The sequence below is a fragment of the Caballeronia mineralivorans PML1(12) genome (genome assembly GCF_001028175.1).
GTDB lineage: Bacteria > Pseudomonadota > Gammaproteobacteria > Burkholderiales > Burkholderiaceae > Caballeronia > Caballeronia mineralivorans.
Map to the genome: position 1 here is coordinate 80,340 of NZ_AEJF01000093.1, position 20,046 is coordinate 100,385.

Annotated in this window: 14 protein-coding genes and 1 pseudogene; 11 read left to right on the forward strand and 4 right to left on the reverse strand. The window is 59.7% G+C overall.

Annotated features, from left to right (window positions below):
- Positions 1 to 94: 94 nt before the first annotated feature.
- From EOS_RS15350 to EOS_RS15360, 3 genes and pseudogenes are all read left to right on the forward strand, one after another.
- Positions 95 to 1,018, forward strand: a pseudogene (locus EOS_RS15350) (IS5 family transposase); the annotation flags it as partial.
- An 825-nt stretch (positions 1,019 to 1,843) separates the two neighbouring features.
- Positions 1,844 to 2,179 carry a helix-turn-helix domain-containing protein gene (locus EOS_RS15355; RefSeq protein WP_075645338.1) on the forward strand — a complete coding sequence of 112 codons (336 nt, stop codon included), beginning with the start codon at positions 1,844 to 1,846 and terminating at the stop codon, positions 2,177 to 2,179.
- Complete coding sequence (locus EOS_RS15360; RefSeq protein ID WP_047847516.1) at positions 2,172 to 3,419, forward strand: type II toxin-antitoxin system HipA family toxin; 1,248 nt, start codon at positions 2,172 to 2,174, stop codon at positions 3,417 to 3,419. The genes EOS_RS15355 and EOS_RS15360 overlap by 8 nt, the downstream gene beginning before the upstream one ends.
- A gap of 580 nt (positions 3,420 to 3,999) precedes the next feature.
- Here the strand turns inward: EOS_RS15360 and EOS_RS15365 are convergent.
- Positions 4,000 to 5,235 (reverse strand): tyrosine-type recombinase/integrase, encoded by a 1,236-nt coding sequence (locus EOS_RS15365; RefSeq protein ID WP_047847517.1) that lies wholly within the window; start codon positions 5,233 to 5,235, stop codon positions 4,000 to 4,002.
- Positions 5,236 to 5,433: 198 nt separating this feature from the next.
- Between EOS_RS15365 and EOS_RS15370 the strand changes: the two genes are divergently transcribed.
- Positions 5,434 to 6,966, forward strand: coding sequence for an AMP nucleosidase (locus EOS_RS15370; RefSeq protein WP_047847518.1), 1,533 nt, complete (start codon positions 5,434 to 5,436; stop codon positions 6,964 to 6,966).
- A gap of 55 nt (positions 6,967 to 7,021) precedes the next feature.
- Here the strand turns inward: EOS_RS15370 and EOS_RS15375 are convergent, their stop codons facing one another.
- Positions 7,022 to 7,771, reverse strand: a complete 750-nt coding sequence (locus EOS_RS15375) for an LOG family protein (protein ID WP_047847519.1) — start codon at positions 7,769 to 7,771, stop codon at positions 7,022 to 7,024.
- Position 7,772: 1 nt separating this feature from the next.
- Here EOS_RS15375 and polA point away from each other — a divergent pair, with 1 nt between their 5' ends.
- From polA to EOS_RS15390, 3 genes are all read left to right on the forward strand, one after another.
- Positions 7,773 to 10,511, forward strand: a complete 2,739-nt coding sequence (gene polA, locus EOS_RS15380; protein ID WP_047847520.1) for a DNA polymerase I — start codon at positions 7,773 to 7,775, stop codon at positions 10,509 to 10,511.
- Positions 10,512 to 10,575: 64 nt separating this feature from the next.
- Complete coding sequence (locus tag EOS_RS15385) at positions 10,576 to 11,946, forward strand: NAD(P)/FAD-dependent oxidoreductase (RefSeq protein ID WP_047847521.1); 1,371 nt, start codon at positions 10,576 to 10,578, stop codon at positions 11,944 to 11,946.
- 192 nt (positions 11,947 to 12,138) lie between these two features.
- Positions 12,139 to 13,014: a dienelactone hydrolase family protein gene (locus EOS_RS15390; protein WP_047847522.1), complete on the forward strand. Its 876-nt coding sequence runs from the start codon at positions 12,139 to 12,141 to the stop codon at positions 13,012 to 13,014.
- Between the two features lie 101 nt (positions 13,015 to 13,115).
- On the opposite strand, the gene EOS_RS15395 is transcribed toward EOS_RS15390, so the two are convergent.
- Positions 13,116 to 13,985: a sulfurtransferase gene (locus tag EOS_RS15395; protein WP_047847523.1), complete on the reverse strand. Its 870-nt coding sequence runs from the start codon at positions 13,983 to 13,985 to the stop codon at positions 13,116 to 13,118.
- A gap of 383 nt (positions 13,986 to 14,368) precedes the next feature.
- Here EOS_RS15395 and EOS_RS15400 point away from each other — a divergent pair, with 383 nt between their 5' ends.
- Entirely contained in the window at positions 14,369 to 15,313 is a 945-nt protein-coding gene (locus tag EOS_RS15400) for a hypothetical protein (protein WP_047847524.1), read from the forward strand.
- A gap of 75 nt (positions 15,314 to 15,388) precedes the next feature.
- On the opposite strand, the gene EOS_RS15405 is transcribed toward EOS_RS15400, so the two are convergent.
- Complete coding sequence (locus tag EOS_RS15405) at positions 15,389 to 16,495, reverse strand: aromatic ring-hydroxylating oxygenase subunit alpha (protein ID WP_047847525.1); 1,107 nt, start codon at positions 16,493 to 16,495, stop codon at positions 15,389 to 15,391.
- 297 nt (positions 16,496 to 16,792) lie between these two features.
- Between EOS_RS15405 and EOS_RS15410 the strand changes: the two genes are divergently transcribed.
- The 3 genes from EOS_RS15410 to dxs all read left to right on the forward strand — a co-directional run bounded on the left by EOS_RS15410 (position 16,793) and on the right by dxs (position 20,021).
- A complete protein-coding gene (locus EOS_RS15410; protein WP_047847526.1) occupies positions 16,793 to 17,104 on the forward strand; it encodes an exodeoxyribonuclease VII small subunit in 312 nt (103 codons plus the stop codon).
- Positions 17,101 to 17,985 (forward strand): polyprenyl synthetase family protein, encoded by an 885-nt coding sequence (locus EOS_RS15415; RefSeq protein WP_047847527.1) that lies wholly within the window; start codon positions 17,101 to 17,103, stop codon positions 17,983 to 17,985. The genes EOS_RS15410 and EOS_RS15415 overlap by 4 nt, the downstream gene beginning before the upstream one ends.
- Before the next feature lie 119 nt (positions 17,986 to 18,104).
- Positions 18,105 to 20,021 carry a 1-deoxy-D-xylulose-5-phosphate synthase gene (dxs, locus tag EOS_RS15420; RefSeq protein WP_047847528.1) on the forward strand — a complete coding sequence of 639 codons (1,917 nt, stop codon included), beginning with the start codon at positions 18,105 to 18,107 and terminating at the stop codon, positions 20,019 to 20,021.
- Positions 20,022 to 20,046 lie beyond the last annotated feature (25 nt).

Here is a 20,046-nt window from a genome sequence, read left to right on the forward strand (position 1 = left end):
GGACCTCACACGCGTAAGGAAAGTCTACAAAAGTCCTGGCGTTGACGTGTGCGTGGACTATCCTGGATAGCCGGATATTTTGAGGGGCGCCGTGATGACACAAATTGGTCTTGGTCTGGATTTGTCCACGAAACGCACACGCAAGCGGGAATTTCTCGAGGAGATGAGACGCGTGGTTCCGTGGTCGAAACTGATTGCGCTGATCAAGCCGCACTATCCGAAGGGTAAAACCGGACGGCCGCCATTTCCGATTGCCACGATGCTGCAGATCCATTTTATGCAACAGTGGTTTGGTCAGTCAGACCCTGCGATGGAAGAGGCGCCGTATGACGTGCCGCTATATCGCGACTTTGCTGGGCTGGACGGCGGGATGACGCGATTGCCCTACGAGAGCACGATCCTCCTATTTCGTCACCTGCTCGAAACGCACGGTCTGGCTGTGCAAATGCTCGCACTGGTCAATGAGATCCTGAGCGAGAAAGGTTTGATGCTCAAGGCAGGGTCGGTGGTCGACGCTACATTGATTTCGGCGCCCAGTTCGACGAAGAACGCCTCCAGAGCCCGGGATCCGGAAATGCACGAGACGAAGAAGGGCAATCAATGGTACTTCGGGATGGAAGCGCATATAGGCGTGGACGCGGAGTCTGGCCTGGTTCACACCGTCATTGGCACAGCGGCTAACGTTCACGACATCAACGTCGCCGAAGCGTTGCTGCACGGCGAAGAAGCGGATGTGTACGCTGATGCCGGGTATCAGGGTATTCAAACGCGTTGCGCGGCCGGTTCAGTGCACTGGCATGTCGCGATGAAGCCGTGCAGGCGTAGACAGCTGAACCTGAGCGATCGACTGGATGCGATATTCGATCAGATTGAACATCTGAAAGCCGGTATCCGTGCCAAGGTCGAGCATCCATTCCGCATCCTCAAGCAACAGTTTGGCTACACAAAGACACGATACCAGGGCTTGATAAAGAACACTGCCCAGATCACGACGCTGTTTGCGTTGGGTAACCTATGGAGGCGCGTAAGGCATTGCGCAATGTTTGAAACATGCCAGCGCAGACGCCACGAGTCCCGACAAACGCAAGTCGCCACGGCTGAAAAGCGCGGCGATCGAGGTACCAGCATGTTTCCAGCGCGGCTACAACGTGGGTCGCAAACCGTCAACGCGCAGAAAGCAGGTTGTGCAGACCTTCCCTCTTCTCGCTTTCGCAGAGGCGCAATTCGTGCAGCACAGAGAAGTTCGGAAGGCATTATGCCGATCGAACTTATCGATGCAAATCGCTTCCTTGATATGCTTGGTTCAGCCCAGTTGAAACATGCGCCAGTGCCGGAAGATTGCGGTATCACTCGAGCCGAGTCTTTGAAATTTCATTGCATCAACTACAGTCATTTAAACACGCTCTGACAACTGGCGACTACGGTAGCCCACTTAAAGACGATGGCGTTCTACGGCTAAAACATGGTCAGTCGTTGGGCTCGCAAGAGTTAACCTGTCTGTGACGGCGGTTCGTGGCAGCGAACGAGCAACGGACCGACAAGATTCATTCGTTTCTCTGGTGGGCGGCCCATTGTTTCGTGCTCTTCGCGCAGACAGTCTTGGCTGCGACAAACGAAGCGAAGACGGGCGTACCGGTGGCTTGGTAAAGGCGGTGGCTGTAGGCTCCACGTCGTTGGTCCCCGTTGACTGCACCTCGCTTGTACCTATCAAAGAGCTGATTGTGGTGGTCCGCGATTCATCTACGTAAGATGTCGAGCATTCAGGTCAATTTTGGCGAGGTAGCGGAGGAAATGTCACCTTCGTGATACATTGGGCGATATAAGGACTTACGAAGGTGGCAAAATGCCAACCCCTCACGCCCCTTCCGCAGGTGTTCGGCGGGCGCTGTGCAAGTTGGGCGCCGATATACACGATGCGCGTCGTCGTCGCCGGTTGACCATGACGGTGATTGCCGAGCGAGCCTTCACTTCGAGAGCGACTTTGCAGCGCGTCGAGGCAGGAGATCCAGGCGTGAGCATCGGCATCTACGCGGCCGTGCTACAGGCGCTTGGGCTTCTGGACCGACTGCTGCAGGTTGCCGACGCCGCCCAGGATACAGTAGGGCAGTCGCTGGCAACCGCCGCATTGCCTCTGCGCGTCCGGCTGCCCCGTGCCGGAGGGAAGGGTAACCATGACTGATGTCGAGGTATACATCGATCTCGACGGCGCGCCGCGACCGGTGGGGCTGCTCAGGCGCCATGCGTCGCGTCGGGAAGAAACGGTCACGTTCGAATATGACGAGACCTGGCTGGACAACGACGAGCGCTTTTCGATCGAGCCGGCGCTGGCGTTGACGCGAGGTGTCTTCCCACCGCTGCCCGACCAACCCATCTTTGGTTCGCTCGGCGATTCGGCACCGGATACTTGGGGGCGCCGCCTCATGCAGCGCGCGGAGCGTCGACAGGCCGAACGGGACGGACGGCGCGTCCGCACGCTCGATGAACTGGACTATCTGCTGGGCGTAGCTGATGAAACGCGTCTGGGCGCGCTGCGATTCCGCTGGAGTGGAGACGACGAATTTCAGGCGCCCGTGCCCGCCGGTGTCCCTGCGCTCATCGAATTGGGGCGGCTGCTCCAAATCACCGAGCGCATCCTGCGGGACGAGGAAACCGATGAGGATTTGCAACTGATCTTCGCGCCAGGGTCGTCACTCGGTGGCGCGCGTCCGAAGGCATCGGTCATCGATCAGTACGGCCATTTATCGATTGCCAAATTCCCGAAAGAGACCGACGAATACAGCATTGAGACCTGGGAGGAAATCGCCCTGCGATTGGCCGAACGTGCCGGCATTTCCACCCCGCGTCACACACTGCTCCAGGTAGCGGGCAAGCCTGTGGTGCTGTCACGTCGCTTTGATCGCGCTGGGAGCATTCGCATTCCCTTTCTCTCTGCGATGTCGATGACGGGGTCGCGGGACGGCCAACGCGGCAGTTATCCCGAACTGGTTGACGCACTGACAGAACACGGAGCGAAGGCGCGGGCCGATGCTGCGCAGTTGTATCGCCGGGTAACGTTCAATGTGCTGGTTTCCAATGTCGATGACCATCTGCGCAACCACGGCTTCCTGTGGGCGGGACGCGATGGGTGGGTGTTGTCACCGGCCTATGACCTCAATCCCACACCAACTGACGTCAAGGCGCGCATCCTGACGACAAACATCGATCTCGACGAGGGAACGTGTTCAGTCGGTCTTCTGGAAAATGCGGCGGAGTTTTTCGGCCTGTCGCTGAAACAGGCTCGGGCCACGATCCGGGAAGTGGCTGAGGTGACCCGGATGTGGCAAGCAGTTGCCCAGGAAGTCGGCGCCAGGCGCGCTGAGATCGCCCGCATGGCAAGCGCATTCGAGCACGATGATCTTGATGCAGCATTACGGTTGTGACGGTATCGAGGACCGCGTTCGGACGAGCCTGACGGTATCGACGACGGTATCGCGCTCACAAATCGTCCTGAGACGCCGGTGGCTGCGATTTTTTAAACAAAGCGGACGTGGATTCTCCGATGCGGTCCGACGAAAGCCATTAAGTGCTACGCAGGATTTTCGGTATCGCGGACGGTATCGACGCCGCATGACCTGGCGGAAACGCCTGCTTCCCCAAGGCTCTACTCTCGGGTTGACGATCGAGTGGGGATAGTTGAGCAACTAGCTCTCGTTCGGCTCACTCGCGTCCGACATTCAGAGTGAGCCGCAGACTTCCATCGACGGGCACTGGGTTTCGCGATCGGATAGCAACGAAACGGCATAGGGAGGTCCGAAAAGTACCTCCCGACGAACTCCACCCGCGAGGACGCTCGTCATGTCGTCGGGACGTCCGGTGCTGTTCATTCCATACACGGGCTCCTTTCCCGATGTGGGCGAGCGATCAATCGTCGCCTGGGACGAGAGCTGCGAAACCGCACGCCGTTTCCCTCCCAGTGCAATCTTCGGTTCGCACGCAAATCGGCACTCAGGTGAAGCGCATTTATGCGGACTTGCCTTCGGCCCCACGAAAATTGACCTTTGCGGGATTGGCAATCTGCGTATCCACGAAATCCGCCCATAATTGCATGATGCGTTTCCGTTCCTCGGCATAGCCAGCCCGGTTGTAGACCCCCCGCACGCCTTTGATCGAGTGCGCGAGGGCCGTTTCGATGGCATCCGACGAACACCCCATCTCATGCAGGTGAGTCGAGGCCGTGCGCCGGAAATCGTGCAACACGAAATCCGCTACATCTAGCTTCAGGACATCGACGGCAACGTTCAGCGCAGCGCGGGAGACTGGGCGCGGCTCCCGGCTTCTAGGCGAGGGGAACACGTAGCCTTCGCCTCCGGTTAGCTTCTCCAACTCCCGCAGGATCGAAACGGCTTGCGTCGGCAGATAGACCCAATGCTCTTTTGACTTTTTCATGCGGCCCGCTGGTATGCGCCAGATGGCTTCTTTCAAATCGAACTCCGTCCACAGCGCCGAGGTGAGTTCGGTTTTCCGCACCATCGTGAGCATGAGCAAGTGCAGCGCCAGTTTCAATTCATGGCGCATGTTTGAGCGATAGATCGCTCGCAGGATCGTGCCTATCTCGTCGGGAGACAGGACACGCGTGCGACTTGATTGCGTCGCCACGTACTTTGCCTCGACCGCCGCAGCCGGGTTGGTTGTCATCATTCGGCGAAACACGGCGTATGCGAACATTCTTTTAAGCAAATTGCGAACTGTTAAGGCCATCTGCGGAGCCCCCCGCGCTTTGATGCGGTCGGTGATGGCCAGCACGTCTAAGGCGGTGACTTCGGACAGCGGCTTGTCGCCGATGGCGGGGTAAATGTCCTTGTCCAGGGCTCGCGTGATGGTCCGCTGATACGCGGCTGACATATGCGCGACCCTCGCGGTGTAGTAAGCGGCTCCGAACAACCGAACGGTATCGAGGCGGACCACGGTTCCCCGGTCCTCACGGGCCGTCTCGACGGGAGACTTGCCGCTTTCCACAATCTTGGCGTACTTGCGCGCTCTTTCACGCGCTTCCGATAAACTGATGGCGGGGTAGTCGCCTATGGTTGTCATCGGCTGTTGCTTGCCGTGGAGGGAGTAGCGGTAGCGCCAGACTTTAGACCCCGAAGTTAGCACTTCGAGAACGAGACCCCCGCCGTCTGACACCAGATAGCGTGCCACCTTGGGCTTGAGGGCTTTGACGCGAGTGTCCGTAAGGGCCGTAGCGAGTTTGGGCATGGTTTTATGTACACAAGGACAACCTCGAGGGAGGTTTGTAGTCGAAACGGTGTACTAAAAAGGAGCGGAAGTCAATGGATGGTAACGGATGCGCCAAGACTTGAAAGCCTTACTTGCCTGGCCTCCAGCCGTTTCTGTGGATGCTATTGGATTCATCGTTAGTCGGGCCTACATTCCATCACAAGAGCGCAGAAGATCATGACAAACGACCGGACTCAAGCCAGCCATTCCACGCCTGCCAACAACTTCCCGACGGAGTCTTTTGACGACCCCGTGGCCGCGGTCGCGCGGGTATCGGCAATCTACGAAGCCAACACCTCTTTCCTGCGCGATGCCTTCGCGCGTTATAGGAAGCACGAACCTTTTTCACATCGCGTGCGGGCGTGTTATCCGTTCGTGCGCGTGCGTACCGAGTTGAATACGCAAATCGACTCACGTCGTTCCTATGGCTTTGTCGCGGGGCCGGGAATTTTCGAAACCACGCTGACGCGGCCGGATTTATTCGGTCATTATTATCGCGAGCAATTGCGGCTTCTTACCAAGAATCACCATGTGGGGATTGAAGTGGGTGTGTCGGCGCAGCCGGTGCCCATTCACTTTGCGTTCGCAGAAGGCATCCACCTGGAAGGTGACCTGGATCGCGACCGGCTGCTCGCCATGCGCAATATCTTCGATATGCCGGATCTCGCGCTGCTCGACGACCGTATTGTGAACGGCACCTACGAACCGGGTCCGGGCGAACCGCACCCGCTTGCATTGTTCACGGCGGCGCGCGTTGATTTTTCTTTGCATCGGCTGAAGCATTACACCGCGACTTCGCCTACGCATTTCCAGAACTACGTGCTTTATACGAACTACCAGTTTTATATCGATGAGTTCGTGAAGCTCGGGCGCCGGATCATGTCGCGCGCGGACGACGAAGAAACACGGGCATATAGAAGCGAATATATGTCGTTCGTGGAACCCGGCGACGTGATTACGGGCAACGAGAACCTTGGCGATTCGCAAGAGGAACAACAGGGCGTCGCTCCTGCGCGCCTGCCGCAAATGCCAGCCTATCATCTGAAACGCGCCGATGGCAGCGGCATCACGATGGTCAACATTGGCGTGGGCCCGTCGAACGCAAAGACCATCACGGACCATATTGCAGTACTTCGGCCGCATGCGTGGATCATGCTCGGGCATTGCGCGGGATTGAGGAATACACAACGTCTTGGCGACTATGTCCTGGCGCATGGTTATGTGCGCGAAGACCATGTGCTCGATGCCGATCTGCCGCTATGGATTCCGATCCCCGCATTGGCCGAAGTTCAGGTGGCGCTTGAAAAAGCCGTCGCGCAAGTGACGAAACTCGAAGGTGTGGATCTGAAGCACGTGATGCGCACGGGAACCGTGGCGAGCGTGGATAACCGTAACTGGGAGTTACGTGATCATCGCGAGCCGGTGCAGCGTTTGTCGCAAAGCCGGGCCATTGCGCTCGATATGGAAAGCGCCACTATTGCTGCCAATGGATTCCGCTTCCGTGTGCCTTACGGAACCCTGCTCTGCGTCTCCGATAAACCTCTGCACGGCGAATTGAAATTGCCCGGCATGGCGGACCAGTTTTATCGCGCGCAAGTGGATCAGCACTTGCAGATCGGCGTGAAGGCGATGGAGTTGCTGCGCATGAACGGGCTATCGAAACTGCATAGCCGGAAGTTGCGAGGTTTTGCGGAAGTGGCCTTCCAATAACGCAGAAAGCGGCTCCGAAAGGAGCCGCTCATCAAGCGATCACGCCATCAAACGATCAAAGATAAAACATCCGGTCTTCGTCCGACTTGCCTTCGGCCGGTTGTTCTTCGGCTGTCTCGCGGTCTTCGTAGAACTGCAGTACCGCTTCCAGCACCTGGTCCGGATCGTCGATGACCTGCATCAGGCCGAGATCCTTCTCGCTGATCACGCCGGTCGGAACCAGCGTGTTGCGGAACCACGAGAGCAGGCCTTCCCAGAATTCGGCGCCGACCAGCACAATAGGCACATGCCGCGACTTCTTGGTCTGAATCAGCGTCAGCACTTCGGCCATTTCATCCAGCGTACCAAAGCCGCCCGGCATCACGACCACGGCATCCGAGTTCTTCACGAACGTGACTTTGCGCGTGAAGAAGTGCCGGAAGCGCAGCGAGATGTCCTGCCACTGGTTGCCCGATTGCTCATGCGGCAATTCTATGTTCAGCCCTACCGACGGCGATTTGCCCGCATGCGCGCCCTTGTTGGCTGCTTCCATGATGCCGGGGCCGCCGCCGGAGATGACGGCGAAACCCGCGTCAGAGAATTTTTGCGCGATCTCTATGGTGAGCTGGTAGTACGGCGACTCCGGTTTCAGGCGCGCCGAACCATAGATGCTGATAGCAGGGCGGATCTCCGACAGGTACTCGGTCGCCTCGATAAACTCTGCCATAATCGTGAACATCTGCCACGATGCGCGGGCCTTCTTGGCCGTCGCGCGCTCTTGATCTGCGAGCGATCGCAGACTCGGAATCACTTTTCTTTTGTTCATAATGCCTGAAGAACTTAATCTTGAAGGTAAGACCCTGCTATTGGTCGACGGATCCAGCTATCTCTATCGGGCCTACCACGCCATGCCGGATTTGCGCGGCCCTGACGGCGGTCCAACGGGCGCGCTGTATGGAATGATCAACATGCTGCGGCGTCTGCGAAAGGACATCAGTGCAGAGTATAGCGCGTGCGTATTTGATGCCAAAGGCAAGACATTTCGTGACGACTGGTACGCGGATTACAAGGCCAACCGGCCATCCATGCCCGACGACCTCTCGAAACAGATAGAACCCATCCATGTGACCGTGCGCGCGCTCGGCTGGCCGCTCGTGATGATCGACGGCGTGGAGGCCGACGACGTGATCGGGACGCTTGCGGTTGCCGCCGAAAAGCGCGGCATGAAGGTGGTCGTGTCGACCGGGGACAAGGATCTGGCGCAGCTCGTGACGGATCATGTCACCCTCATCAATACGATGACCAACGAGACGCTCGATCGCGCCGGGGTGCTGAATAAGTTCGGCGTGCCGCCGGAGCGGATCGTCGACTATCTCTCGCTCATCGGCGATACGGTCGATAACGTACCGGGTGTCGAAAAGTGCGGGCCGAAGACGGCATTGAAGTGGCTCGCGCAATACGCAACCCTCGATGGCATCGTGGCACATGCGGACGAAATAAAAGGTGCGGTGGGAGACAATCTGCGCAAGGCTTTGCCCTTCCTCCCCATGGCGAAAAAGCTCGTTACCGTACATACGGAGTGCGACCTGACGGCGCAGATCGCGTCGATCGAGGAAACGCTGCCGGCGCGGCCTGAGGCGCGCGACGAACTGCGCGACCTGTTCACGCGCCACGGTTTCAAGACCTGGCTGCGGGAAGTGGAGATTGCGGACGCGGTGGAAGGTCCCGTGGACACGCCGCCTGCACCGGCCACCGAGATCGAACGGCACTACGACACCGTGCAGACGTGGGAGCAATTCGACGAATGGCTCGCGCGCATCAACGCCGCCGAGCTGACTTCCTTCGATACCGAAACCACCTCGCTCGACCCCATGGTCGCGCAACTGGTCGGGCTATCGGTGTCGGTCGAGCCGGGTCATGCCGCTTATATTCCGGTCGCGCATCGCGGACCGGACACGCCTGTGCAACTGCCGCGCGACGAAGTCCTGCAAAAGCTTAAATCGTGGCTGGAAGATCCGTCGAAGAAGAAGGTCGGCCAGCATCTGAAATACGACGAGCAAGTGCTGGCGAACTACGGCATCGAAATGAATGGTGTCCAGCACGACACGTTGTTGCAATCGTATGTGCTGGAATCGCACCGGCCGCATGACATGGACAACCTTGCGCTGCGACATTTGGGCGCGAAAACCATCAAATATGAAGAGGTGGCCGGCAAGGGCGCATCGCAGATCGGCTTCGACGAAGTCGCGCTGGATCAGGCCGCGCCCTACGCCGCGGAAGACGCCGACATTACTTTGCGGCTGCATCAGGCGCTGTATCCCCAACTCGCCGATGAAGCACAATTGCTGTATGTGTATCGCGATATCGAAATGCCGACCTCACGCGTGCTGCGCAAGATGGAGCGCAATGGCGTGCTGATCGACGGCGAGTTGCTGCGGGTGCAAAGCGGTCAGATTGCCACGCGGTTGATTCAGCTCGAAGCCGAGGCGTACATGCTCGCGGGCGGCGAATTCAACCTGGGTTCGCCGAAGCAGATTGGCCAGATTTTCTTCGAGAAGCTGCAATTGCCGGTGGTCAAGAAGACACCGAGCGGCGCGCCTTCCACCGACGAAGAAGTGCTGCAGAAGCTGGCTGAAGACTATCCGCTGCCGAAGATCCTGCTGGAACATCGCGGGTTGTCGAAGCTGAAGTCGACTTATACGGACAAGCTGCCGCGCATGGTCAATGCGAAAACCGGCCGCGTGCATACGAACTATGCGCAGGCCGTGGCGGTGACGGGGCGGTTGTCGTCGAATGAGCCGAACCTGCAGAACATCCCTGTGCGGACCGCCGAAGGCCGGCGGATTCGCGAGGCGTTTATCGCGCCGCCGGGTAGCAAGATTGTTTCGGCGGATTACTCGCAGATCGAGTTGCGGATCATGGCGCATATTTCTGGCGACCCATCGCTCATGCGCTCGTTCGCCGAGGGCGAAGATGTGCATCGGGCGACCGCCTCGGAGATTTTCGGCGTTACGCCGATCGAGGTATCGAGCGACCAGCGACGCATCGCGAAGGTCATCAACTTTGGGTTGATCTACGGCATGAGCGCGTTTGGGCTGGCATCGAATATCGGCATCTCGCGCGATGCGGCGAAGCTTTATATCGACCGGTATTTCCAGCGTTATCCGGGTGTCGCCAACTATATGGATGAAACCCGCTCGAAAGCAAAGCGCGATGGGTTTGTCGAGACGGTGTTCGGGCGGCGCTTGTGGTTGCCCGAGATCAACGGCGGCAGCGGACCGCGCCGGCAAGGCGCCGAACGCGCCGCGATCAACGCGCCGATGCAAGGCACCGCGGCCGACCTGATCAAGCTTTCAATGATCGCTGTGCAGGACTGGCTGGAGGCCTCGAAGATAGAGGCCAAGATGATCATGCAGGTCCACGACGAACTTGTGCTCGAAGTGCCCGAAGCCGAGTTGCCGGAAGTCCGCAAGCGCTTGCCCGAACTGATGTGCGGCGTCGCGAAGCTGAAGGTTCCGCTGGTGGCGGAAGTGGGCGTGGGTAATAACTGGGAAGAAGCACACTGAGGGCGCATTGAGCGTGATGAGCGGCCTGCCCAGCGAGTTTTAATGATGTCATAGGGGAGTTTTAATGCATCGCTTCATCATCGTCGGCGGCGGCGCGGGGGGGCTTGAACTGGCCACGCGGCTCGGCGACAAGTTCGGCAACGCCGGCGGCAAGCGCACGCCGCGTGCGCAGGTCACGCTCATCGACCGGAATTCCACGCATATCTGGAAGCCTCTGCTGCATGAAGTCGCAGCCGGCAGCCTGGACCCGTTCTCGCAGGAATTGCCGTACGCGGCGCAGGCGCGCTGGCATGGTTTCGAGTTCCAGCAGGGTGATTTGCTGGGCATCGACCGGACTGCAAAACGGGTGACGCTCGGTCCTCTTCTCGACGACGAAGCCGGCGAGTTGATGCCGCAACGCGATCTGGAATACGACACGCTGATCGTTGCAATCGGCAGCACGACGGCCTTTTTCGGTGTTCAAGGGGCGCAAGAAAATTCGCTCGCCCTCGATACCGTCGCTCAAGCCGAACTGTTCCGCAAACGGCTGATCGCAGCGTGTATTCGCGCTGAATACCGCACGCCGGAACCGGGCGCGCCGAGCACCGATGCTGATGCCGATGCCGTTAGTCAAAGGCAGCCGCGGATTCAGGTCGCCATCGTCGGCGGCGGGGCGACTGGCGTGGAGTTATCGGCGGAATTGCGCAACACGGCGCAAGTGCTGCACGCTTACGGATTGCACAAGCTGGATCCGAAACACGACATAGGCATTGTGCTGATCGAAGCAGGGCCGCGGATTCTGCCGGCGTTGCCCGAGCGCGTGTCTACCGCGACCGCCGAGTTGCTGGGCAAGCTCGGCGTCAAGCTAATGACCAGCGAGACGGTGGCTGAAGTGTCGCGCGGTTCGATCCGCACGGCGAGCGGCAAGACCGTTGCGGCGGATTTGACGGTGTGGGCGGCAGGCATTCGCGCGCCTGCCGTGCTGTCCAAACTCGATGGGCTCACCACCAACCGGCTCGGCCAACTGATCGTACGTCGCACGCTGCAAACCGAAATCGACGACAACATCTTCGCCCTCGGCGATTGCGCTGCATGCGCGTGGCCGGGCGGCGAGAAAGAAGGGCGCAACGTGCCGCCGCGCGCGCAAGCCGCGCACCAGCAGGCAAGTTTCCTGCTGAATTCGCTCGAACGGCGGCTTGAAGACAAACCGTTACCCGACTATACGTATCGCGATTTCGGATCGCTCGTGTCGCTCGGGCACTTCAGCGCGGTCGGGAGCCTGATGGGCGGGTTGATCGGCGGGAATATGCTGATCGAAGGGCTGTTCGCGCGCTTCATGTACCAGTCGCTGTACCGCATGCACATCGCGGCGCTGCACGGCTGGGCACGGATGGCGCTCGATACCGTCGCGCACTGGCTGCGGCGCTCCACCGCGCCACGCGTCAAGCTGCATTAAAGCTGTTTAGAATGGGCGGTCGGTTTTGGAGCGCAGTAAGCGCTTCAATGCCGTCATCGTGTAGCCGTTGCTGCGCTTTTTGGTTGGTCGGCCTTTGTCAGCCGGAAGGCGCGGCTTATCCGTATCGGATCGTCTGGTTCGCCAACACCGTGCGCCGGTGATCCTTCGCGGCCCATGCCGCTGGAGCTTTGCATGCTTACGCCTGAAATCGATAGCCTCGTTCCGCATGTCCCGTTCAACCGGCGCACGTTTATCAAAGCGGCGGTCGGCAGCGGTTTTGCCGCCTGCGTGATGCCGGTGTCCGCGCAAACCATCATCACCGATAGCGAAGGTCTCGAAGCCGGTCCGGTCGGTTTCAAGGCCGCCGACGGCACGCTCGTGCCCGCGTATCGCGCGCAGCCCAAGGGCAAGACGAACTTGCCGGTGATCATCGTGATTCACGAGATTTTCGGCGTGCACGAACATATTGCCGATGTCTGCCGGCGCTTCGCCAAACTCGGTTATCTGGCCGTTGCGCCGGATCTGTATGTGCGCGAAGGCGATGCCTCGAAATTCCCGTCGATGCAGCAATTGAACGACCAGATCGTTTCCAAAGTGCCCGACGACCAGGTTCTCTCGGATATTGATTCCACCGTCGCGTGGGCGGGCGAGCATGGCGGCGATTTGCTCCGGCTGGGGATTACGGGGTTTTGCTGGGGCGGCCGGATCACGTGGCTGTATGCCGAGCGCAATCCTCACCTCAGAGCCGCGGTAGTGTGGTACGGACGCGTGGTGGGGGCCAAGACGCCTAACAATCCCGCGAATCCACTCGACCTCGCGGCCAATCTGAAGGCACCGGTGCTTGGACTGTTCGGCAAGCTCGATCAAAGCATTCCGCAGGATTCGCTCGAGCAGATGAAGCAAGCAATTGCGACGGGTCCCGCGGTCGCGCGCGGCTCGCAAATCGTGGTCTACGACGACGCGCCGCATGCGTTTTTCGCGGATTATCGGCCGAGTTACCGGAAGGCCGATGCGGAAGATGGCTGGAAGCGCACGCTGGCGTGGTTCAGGGAGCACGGCGTGAAGTGAATGAGGCGTGGCGTAACGCACTCGCTATGGGCGGCTTTGGTAGTACCGCCCATTTGCATTACGTCGTTTAAGCGTATTTCCATGCTAAGCCAGGCAAACCCTCAAGCCGCCGCGCCCGTTGCCACCGGTCGCGATGCGTCCGAGCACCATTCGCTCCACGATCCTCCATAAAGCGCGGCTCCGTGCAGCCCGGCGATTTCCATCGCCAGTGCGTTATGGCAGGCCGTCACGCCCGAGCCGCATTGCAGCACCACCCGATCCGGCGACGTCGACCCAAGCAGCGCGCCGAACGTCTCGCGCAATTCATGCGCGGTCTTGAAGCGGCCGTCGGCGTTCAGGTTGTCCTTGAAAAAGCGGTTCAGCGCGCCCGGAATGTGGCCGCCGACCGGATCGAGCGTCTCGTTCTCTCCGCGATACCGGTCCGCTGCGCGGGCATCGATCAGCACGCGCTCGTGCGTCGTCAGATTGCGCATGACGGCATCGACATCAACCGTGACGGCCAGCGGCGCACCTGCTTTGAACGTGCCCTGGGACTCGGGCAGTGCCGCTGCATCGAGGGGCTGGCCGGCCGCTTGCCATGCCTGCAGGCCGCCGTCGAGCAGCGCGACGGAATCGTGTCCGAGCCATCGCAACAGCCACCACAGACGTGCGGCGTACATGCCGCCTTGGGCATCGTAAGCAACGACTTGCTGGCCTTCGTTCATGCCCAGGCGCTTGAGCGCGGCGACCAGCGTCGCGCGTTCCGGCAACGGATGGCGGCCGTTCTTGCCGGTCTTGGCACCCGATAAATCGCGGTCGAGATGCAGATAATGCGCGCCCGGAATATGTCCCGATGCGTAAGCGGCTTGCCCGGCTTCGGGCGCGGCGAGATCGAAACGGCAATCGACGATAAGCACGCTGCCGGGCGCGGCGGCGAGCCGTTCGACAAGATTGGTCGCGGAGATAAGCGTGGTGTAGTGCGTGTGCGGCATGACAGCTCCCGGAGCGAACGCGCGGCTTGGTTTGCCGATGGACGGCGCGTTGCAGTAGTTGAGATTCAAGTCTAAACAAAAAAGACGGAAGGATTGAGCGTATCGGAGATCTTTGTCGCTGCAGATCGAGCGGGAAGGCTCGCCCCTGATGCTATTTCCCGCCTGACATGCCTTGGGGTAGTTGGAAAAGTCGTCCCTGAAAAAATCGTCCCTGAATTAGGACATTTCGCGTATCTGCGACTGTTCCTCGTCGCCAGTATGAGTCGCCGCTCAACTTTTCCGGGGCGGGCAATCCATGCGCTTTATTCGCTTGCCTTCAGGCTTGGCACGAGTCCAGCGAGTCACCACGCATTGAGCAACTAGTCAAAAACCAAGGATTGCGAATGGCGACAAAATCACCCAATCCTCCCGGCGCGCCCGTTATAAACTCCGGCTCAATCAGCAACCATGAACAATTCCACGTCGTCTACGATGGCCCGGCGCTCGACGAGCACCGGATGAATATCCGCGACCTTGCGCCCGCGCTGGTCGCGATTGCCGATTTGTTCTCCGCGGCCAATACCGAACTGAACGGCAACTCGGCGGATGTACGCGTCGAGGTCAAGGGCAACTTCAAGTCGGGTTCATTCCAGATCGAATTGATCTTCACGCAGGCACTGCTCGTTCAGTTGCGTGACATGTTTGCCAGTTCGACCGCGACCGCAGTGTCCGATGCTTCGGCGATCCTGGCGGTAGTCGGTCTTGTCGGTGGCGGCGGGCTGATCGGTTTTCTCCGGCAATTGCGCGGACGTCGGCCCGAGCATGTTGAAGACAACGGCCCATCCTGCTGTGTCTGGATGACGGAAACCGAAGTGATCGAGGTAATCAAGCCTGTTTTTCGGCTTTATAAAACGAGGGCAGTGCGCGTTTTCTTGCAAAAGGCGCTGTCTCCGCTCGAACTCGAGGGCATTACAAGCTTCGGTGTGGTTCGGGGGAACGATATCGATCTGGATATCGACAAAATGGAGCTGGAGGCGTTCGCCTTTTTCGATGAGCAAGAGGACGTGGTCTCCGATTCCACCGCACGAAAAATGCTGCTGATCGAGTCAGTAACCTTTGAAGACCAGAACAAGTGGCGCGTGCATGATGGCCAGTCAGCCTTCTTTTGCTCCATGGATGACAGCGATTTCCTGAAGGAAGTCAACGCAGGCGAGCGCTTCGGAAAAGGCGACGTGCTAGTAGTGGACCTTCAGCAAATCCAGACCGTCTCCAACGGCACCTTACGAACAGAGTTCCGTATCCTCAAAGTCCACGAGCATCGTGCACCCTTGCAGGTCGCATTGATCTAAGCGCTGCTCAAAAAAAATGCCCATCGTTTCCAATGGGCATTTTTCATCTACTTCTGTTATCCGAGCTTATCACCCTCAAATCTCGCCCAATTGCCGCCGCAAGAACTCATGAAAATGCTGCATGCCTGACTCCATCGGGCTCTGATACGGCCCGACTTGCGACTCGCCGCGATTCATCAGCGCGCGCCTTCCGGCGTCCATGCGCTCGGCGATCTCGTCGTCCTCGCGCGCCGTTTCCATATACGCCGCCCGTTCCGCCTCGATGAATTCACGCTCGAACAGCGCGATTTCCTCCGGGTAATAGAACTCGACAATATTCGTGGTCTTCTGCGGACCCTGCGGAATCAGCCACGACACCACGAGCACATGCGGATACCACTCGATCATGATGCCCGGGTAATACACCATCCAGATCGCGCCGAACTCGGGCGGTTTGCCGTCGCGGAACCGCAGCACTTCGTCGTGCCACTTGCGGTACGTCGGGCTACCCGGTTTTTCCAGATTCTTGTGCACACCCACTGTCTGAACGCTATACCAGTCGCCGAATTCCCAGGTCAGGTCGTCGCAGGACACAAAACTGCCCAGACCCGGGTGGAACGGCGCGACGTGGTAATCCTCGAGATACACCTCGACGAAGCTCTTCCAGTTGTAATTGCACTCGTGTACTTCGACGTGATCGAACATGAAGCCCGAGAAGTCGAAATGTTTTGCCGGGCCAAGTCGGGCCAGATCCGCGGCAACGTCGCGGCCGCTCGCCTCGAACAGCAGCCCCTGCCAATTCTGTAGAGGCGACCTGCCGAGGTTGAGGCAGGGTTTGTCCGCGAAATGCGGCGCGCCGAGCAACTGGCCGTCGAGGTCATAGGTCCAGCGGTGCAGCGGACACACGATGTTTTCCGCCGTGCCGCGGCCGTTGAGCATGATGGCCTGGCGGTGACGGCACACGTTCGAGAGCAACTCGATTTCGTCCTGCCGGTTACGGACGAGCAGACGCCCTTCGCCTTCGCCGGGCAAAGCAAAATAACTTCCCGCCTCGGGCACCATGAGTTCGTGCCCGATATAGCCTGGACCGCGTTTGAACAGCGTGTCGATTTCGCGCTTGAGAAGCGCTTCGTCAAAGTAAGCCGTGACTGGCAACTGACTGTGAATGGCGTTCAGTTGCAATGCATTGCTCAGATTGGACATTCCCACTCCCGTGAAGACGTGAAAGCAGTGAACAACCCAACCATCGAAAATTCGATTTAGGGAGCCCGCGATTATACCGAAAACCCTCTCATCGGGGCACTTAAGGCCTTGATTTGGGTCAATTCCGGGTGAGGAGTTCCGCGTGGCGACGCCGTTTTGCGGACTTTTCAGAGATAGGCTGTAACGCTCTGAGACAGGCCACAGGCATGGGTGAGAGCACGGTTGAGGTCGGAAAAGCAGCTTTTGCCGTAGAATGTCCGACTTGTTTCCCAAAATCCGACATTACACCCACGATTCATGGCGAAGACCGCAACGCAGGAAGGCTCGGCAAGCGCGGAAAACGCACCGCTCCCGGAGAATTACGAGACGGCGCTGGCCGAACTGGAGGGGCTCGTGGCGCGCATGGAGGGCGGCGCGCTGAGCCTCGAAGAATCGCTCGCGGCGTACCGGCGCGGCGCGGCGCTCGTTGGCTTTTGCCAACAACAACTAGAGAAGGTCGAGCAGCAGGTTCGTGTGCTCGACGGCGACACACTAAAACCGCTGCCCGCCGAGGTCCAGCGTGCCACTCAAGGCACAGGAACCGCGGCAGATAACGGGGATGACTTATGACTTTCGATCAATGGATGCGCGCGAGTCTCGACCGCGTGGAAACGGCGCTGGAGCATTATTTGCCGGGTACGGACGTCGCGCCCGCCAAACTGCACGAAGCCATGCGCTACGCGGTGCTCGGCGGCGGCAAGCGGGTTCGCCCGCTGTTGTGTCACGCGGCCGGTGAGCTGACAGGCGCGGGCTCGCAACAGCTCGAGGCGGCGAGTGCGGCGCTCGAGATGATTCACGTGTATTCGCTGGTGCATGACGACATGCCGGCCATGGACGACGACGCCTTGCGTCGCGGAAAACCAACGGTACACGTGCAATATGACGAAGCGACGGCATTATTGGTCGGTGACGCATTGCAGTCCCAGGCTTTCGTTGCGCTGACGGCGGACAACGGTTTGAGCGTGGCGCAGCAGGCAGCGCTGACGCGCGAACTGGCGTTGGCAAGCGGTTCGGTCGGCATGGCGGGTGGCCAAGCGATCGATCTGGAGAGCGTGGGCCGTAAGCTCTCGCGCCCGGAACTGGAAACCATGCACCGCAAGAAAACCGGCGCCTTGCTGCGCGCGTCCGTGCGAATGGGTGCACTCTGTGGTGAAGCGCCGGACGCGGCCGCCATGAGCGCGCTGGACGCCTACGCGGCAGCGGTCGGCCTCGCGTTCCAGGTCGTGGACGACATTCTTGACGTCACAGCCGACTCGGCCACGCTGGGCAAAACGGCGGGCAAGGACGCGAAGGACGACAAGCCGACCTACGTGTCGATCATCGGACTCGATGCATCGCGCGAACTGGCAGCACAACTGGGCCGCGATGCGCACGCCGCGCTCGCGCCTTTTGGCCCGCGGGCCGGTCGGCTCGGGGAATTAGCCGACCTGGTTGTAAACCGGGTGCACTGAAACATACGATAAAACGCGGGACCGGCGGGCGTGCCTTATGTGCCTTATGCATGCTGCGTTAAGCAACACCGGGCAAAAAACCGAACGGCTTCCGCCAGTTTTCCTAAAATGGGACGACGATGTACGACTTGCTGAAAACCATCGACGATCCGGCCGCCTTGCGCGCCCTGGACCGCCACCAACTAAAACCGCTGGCCGAAGAGCTGCGTGCCTACGTGCTCGACAGCGTGTCGCAGACTGGCGGGCATTTGTCGTCGAATCTCGGGACGGTCGAGCTGACGATCGCGCTCCATTACGTCTTCGATACCCCTCACGACCGCATTGTCTGGGACGTCGGTCATCAGACTTATCCGCACAAGATCCTGACGGGTCGCCGCGATCAGATGAAGACGCTGCGCCAGGCCGGTGGCATTTCCGGCTTCCCCCGCCGCAGCGAATCGAAATACGACACCTTCGGCACCGCGCATTCCAGCACGTCCATTTCGGCGGCGCTCGGTATGGCGATTGCCAGCAAATTGCAGGGCGACAACCGCTATTCGATCGCCGTGATCGGCGACGGCGCGATGACCGCCGGCATGGCCTTCGAAGCCATGAACAACGCGGGCGTGGCCGACGACGTGCCTCTGCTCGTGATCCTGAACGACAACGACATGTCGATCTCGCCGCCGGTCGGCGCGCTGAATCGCCATCTCGCGCGGTTGATGTCGGGGCGTTTCTATGCAGCGGCGCGTGCCGGTGTCGAACGGGTGCTGCGCGTCGCTCCTCCCATGCTCGATCTCGCTCGCAAGCTCGAGGAGCATGCGAAGGGCATGATCGTGCCGGCCACGCTGTTCGAGGAGTTCGGTTTTAACTACATCGGACCCATCGATGGTCACGATCTCGAATCGCTGATCCCGACGCTGCAGAACATCAAGGAATTGCGTGGCCCGCAGTTCCTGCATGTGGTGACGAAGAAGGGGCAGGGTTACAAGCTCGCCGAAGCCGATCCGGTCCTCTATCACGGCCCTGGCAAGTTCAATCCGGCGGAAGGCATCAAGCCGTCGACGGCGCCATCGAAGAAAACCTACACGCAGGTATTCGGCGAATGGCTGTGCGACGCCGCCGAGCAGGATTCGCGAGTGGTCGGCATCACGCCGGCCATGCGCGAAGGCTCGGGCATGGTGGAGTTCGAAAAGCGTTTCCCGGACCGTTATTTCGACGTGGGCATCGCGGAACAACACGCTGTGACGTTCGCGGGCGGTCTCGCCGCCGACGGTATGCGTCCGGTTGTCGCAATCTATTCCACGTTCTTGCAGCGCGCCTACGACCAACTGATCCACGACGTCGCGTTGCAGAACCTGCCGGTGGTTTTCGCCATCGACCGCGCTGGTCTGGTTGGCGCGGATGGTGCGACGCACGCAGGTAATTACGATCTCGCGTTCCTGCGCTGCATCCCGAATATGACGGTGATGGCGGCTTCAGACGAAAACGAATGCCGTCAGATGCTTTACACCGCTTTGCAGCAGCCGAATCCGTCCGCCGTGCGTTATCCGCGCGGCGCGGGCACGGGCGTGAAGATCGTCAAGAAGATGACGGCGATTCCGCTCGGCAAGGGCGAGATCCGGCGCGAGTCGTCGCAGAAAGCGGGTTCGGGCAAGCGCATCGCGATCCTTGCGTTCGGCACCATGGTTGCCCCCGCGCTGGCGGCGGCCGAGGAAATCGACGCCACCGTCGCGAACATGCGCTTCGTGAAACCGGTCGATGCCGATCTGCTGCGTGAACTCGCCGCCACCCACGACGCGCTCGTAACCGTTGAAGAGGGCGCGATCATGGGCGGTGCGGGCTCGGCGTGCGTGGAAAGCCTGTTGGCGAGCGCGGTCATCAAGCCCGTGTTGCAACTCGGCTTGCCTGACCTGTTTATCGATCACGGGGACCCGGTCAAGCTGCTTGCGTCGTGCGGACTGGATGGCGAGGGCATCGCCAAGTCGATTCGCGAGCGCTTTCTCAATAATGCTGTCGAAAGCGATGCGGGCAAGCTGACAAAACGCGTCGCCTGATCGAAGGGCGTGTGGTGAAGGCGGG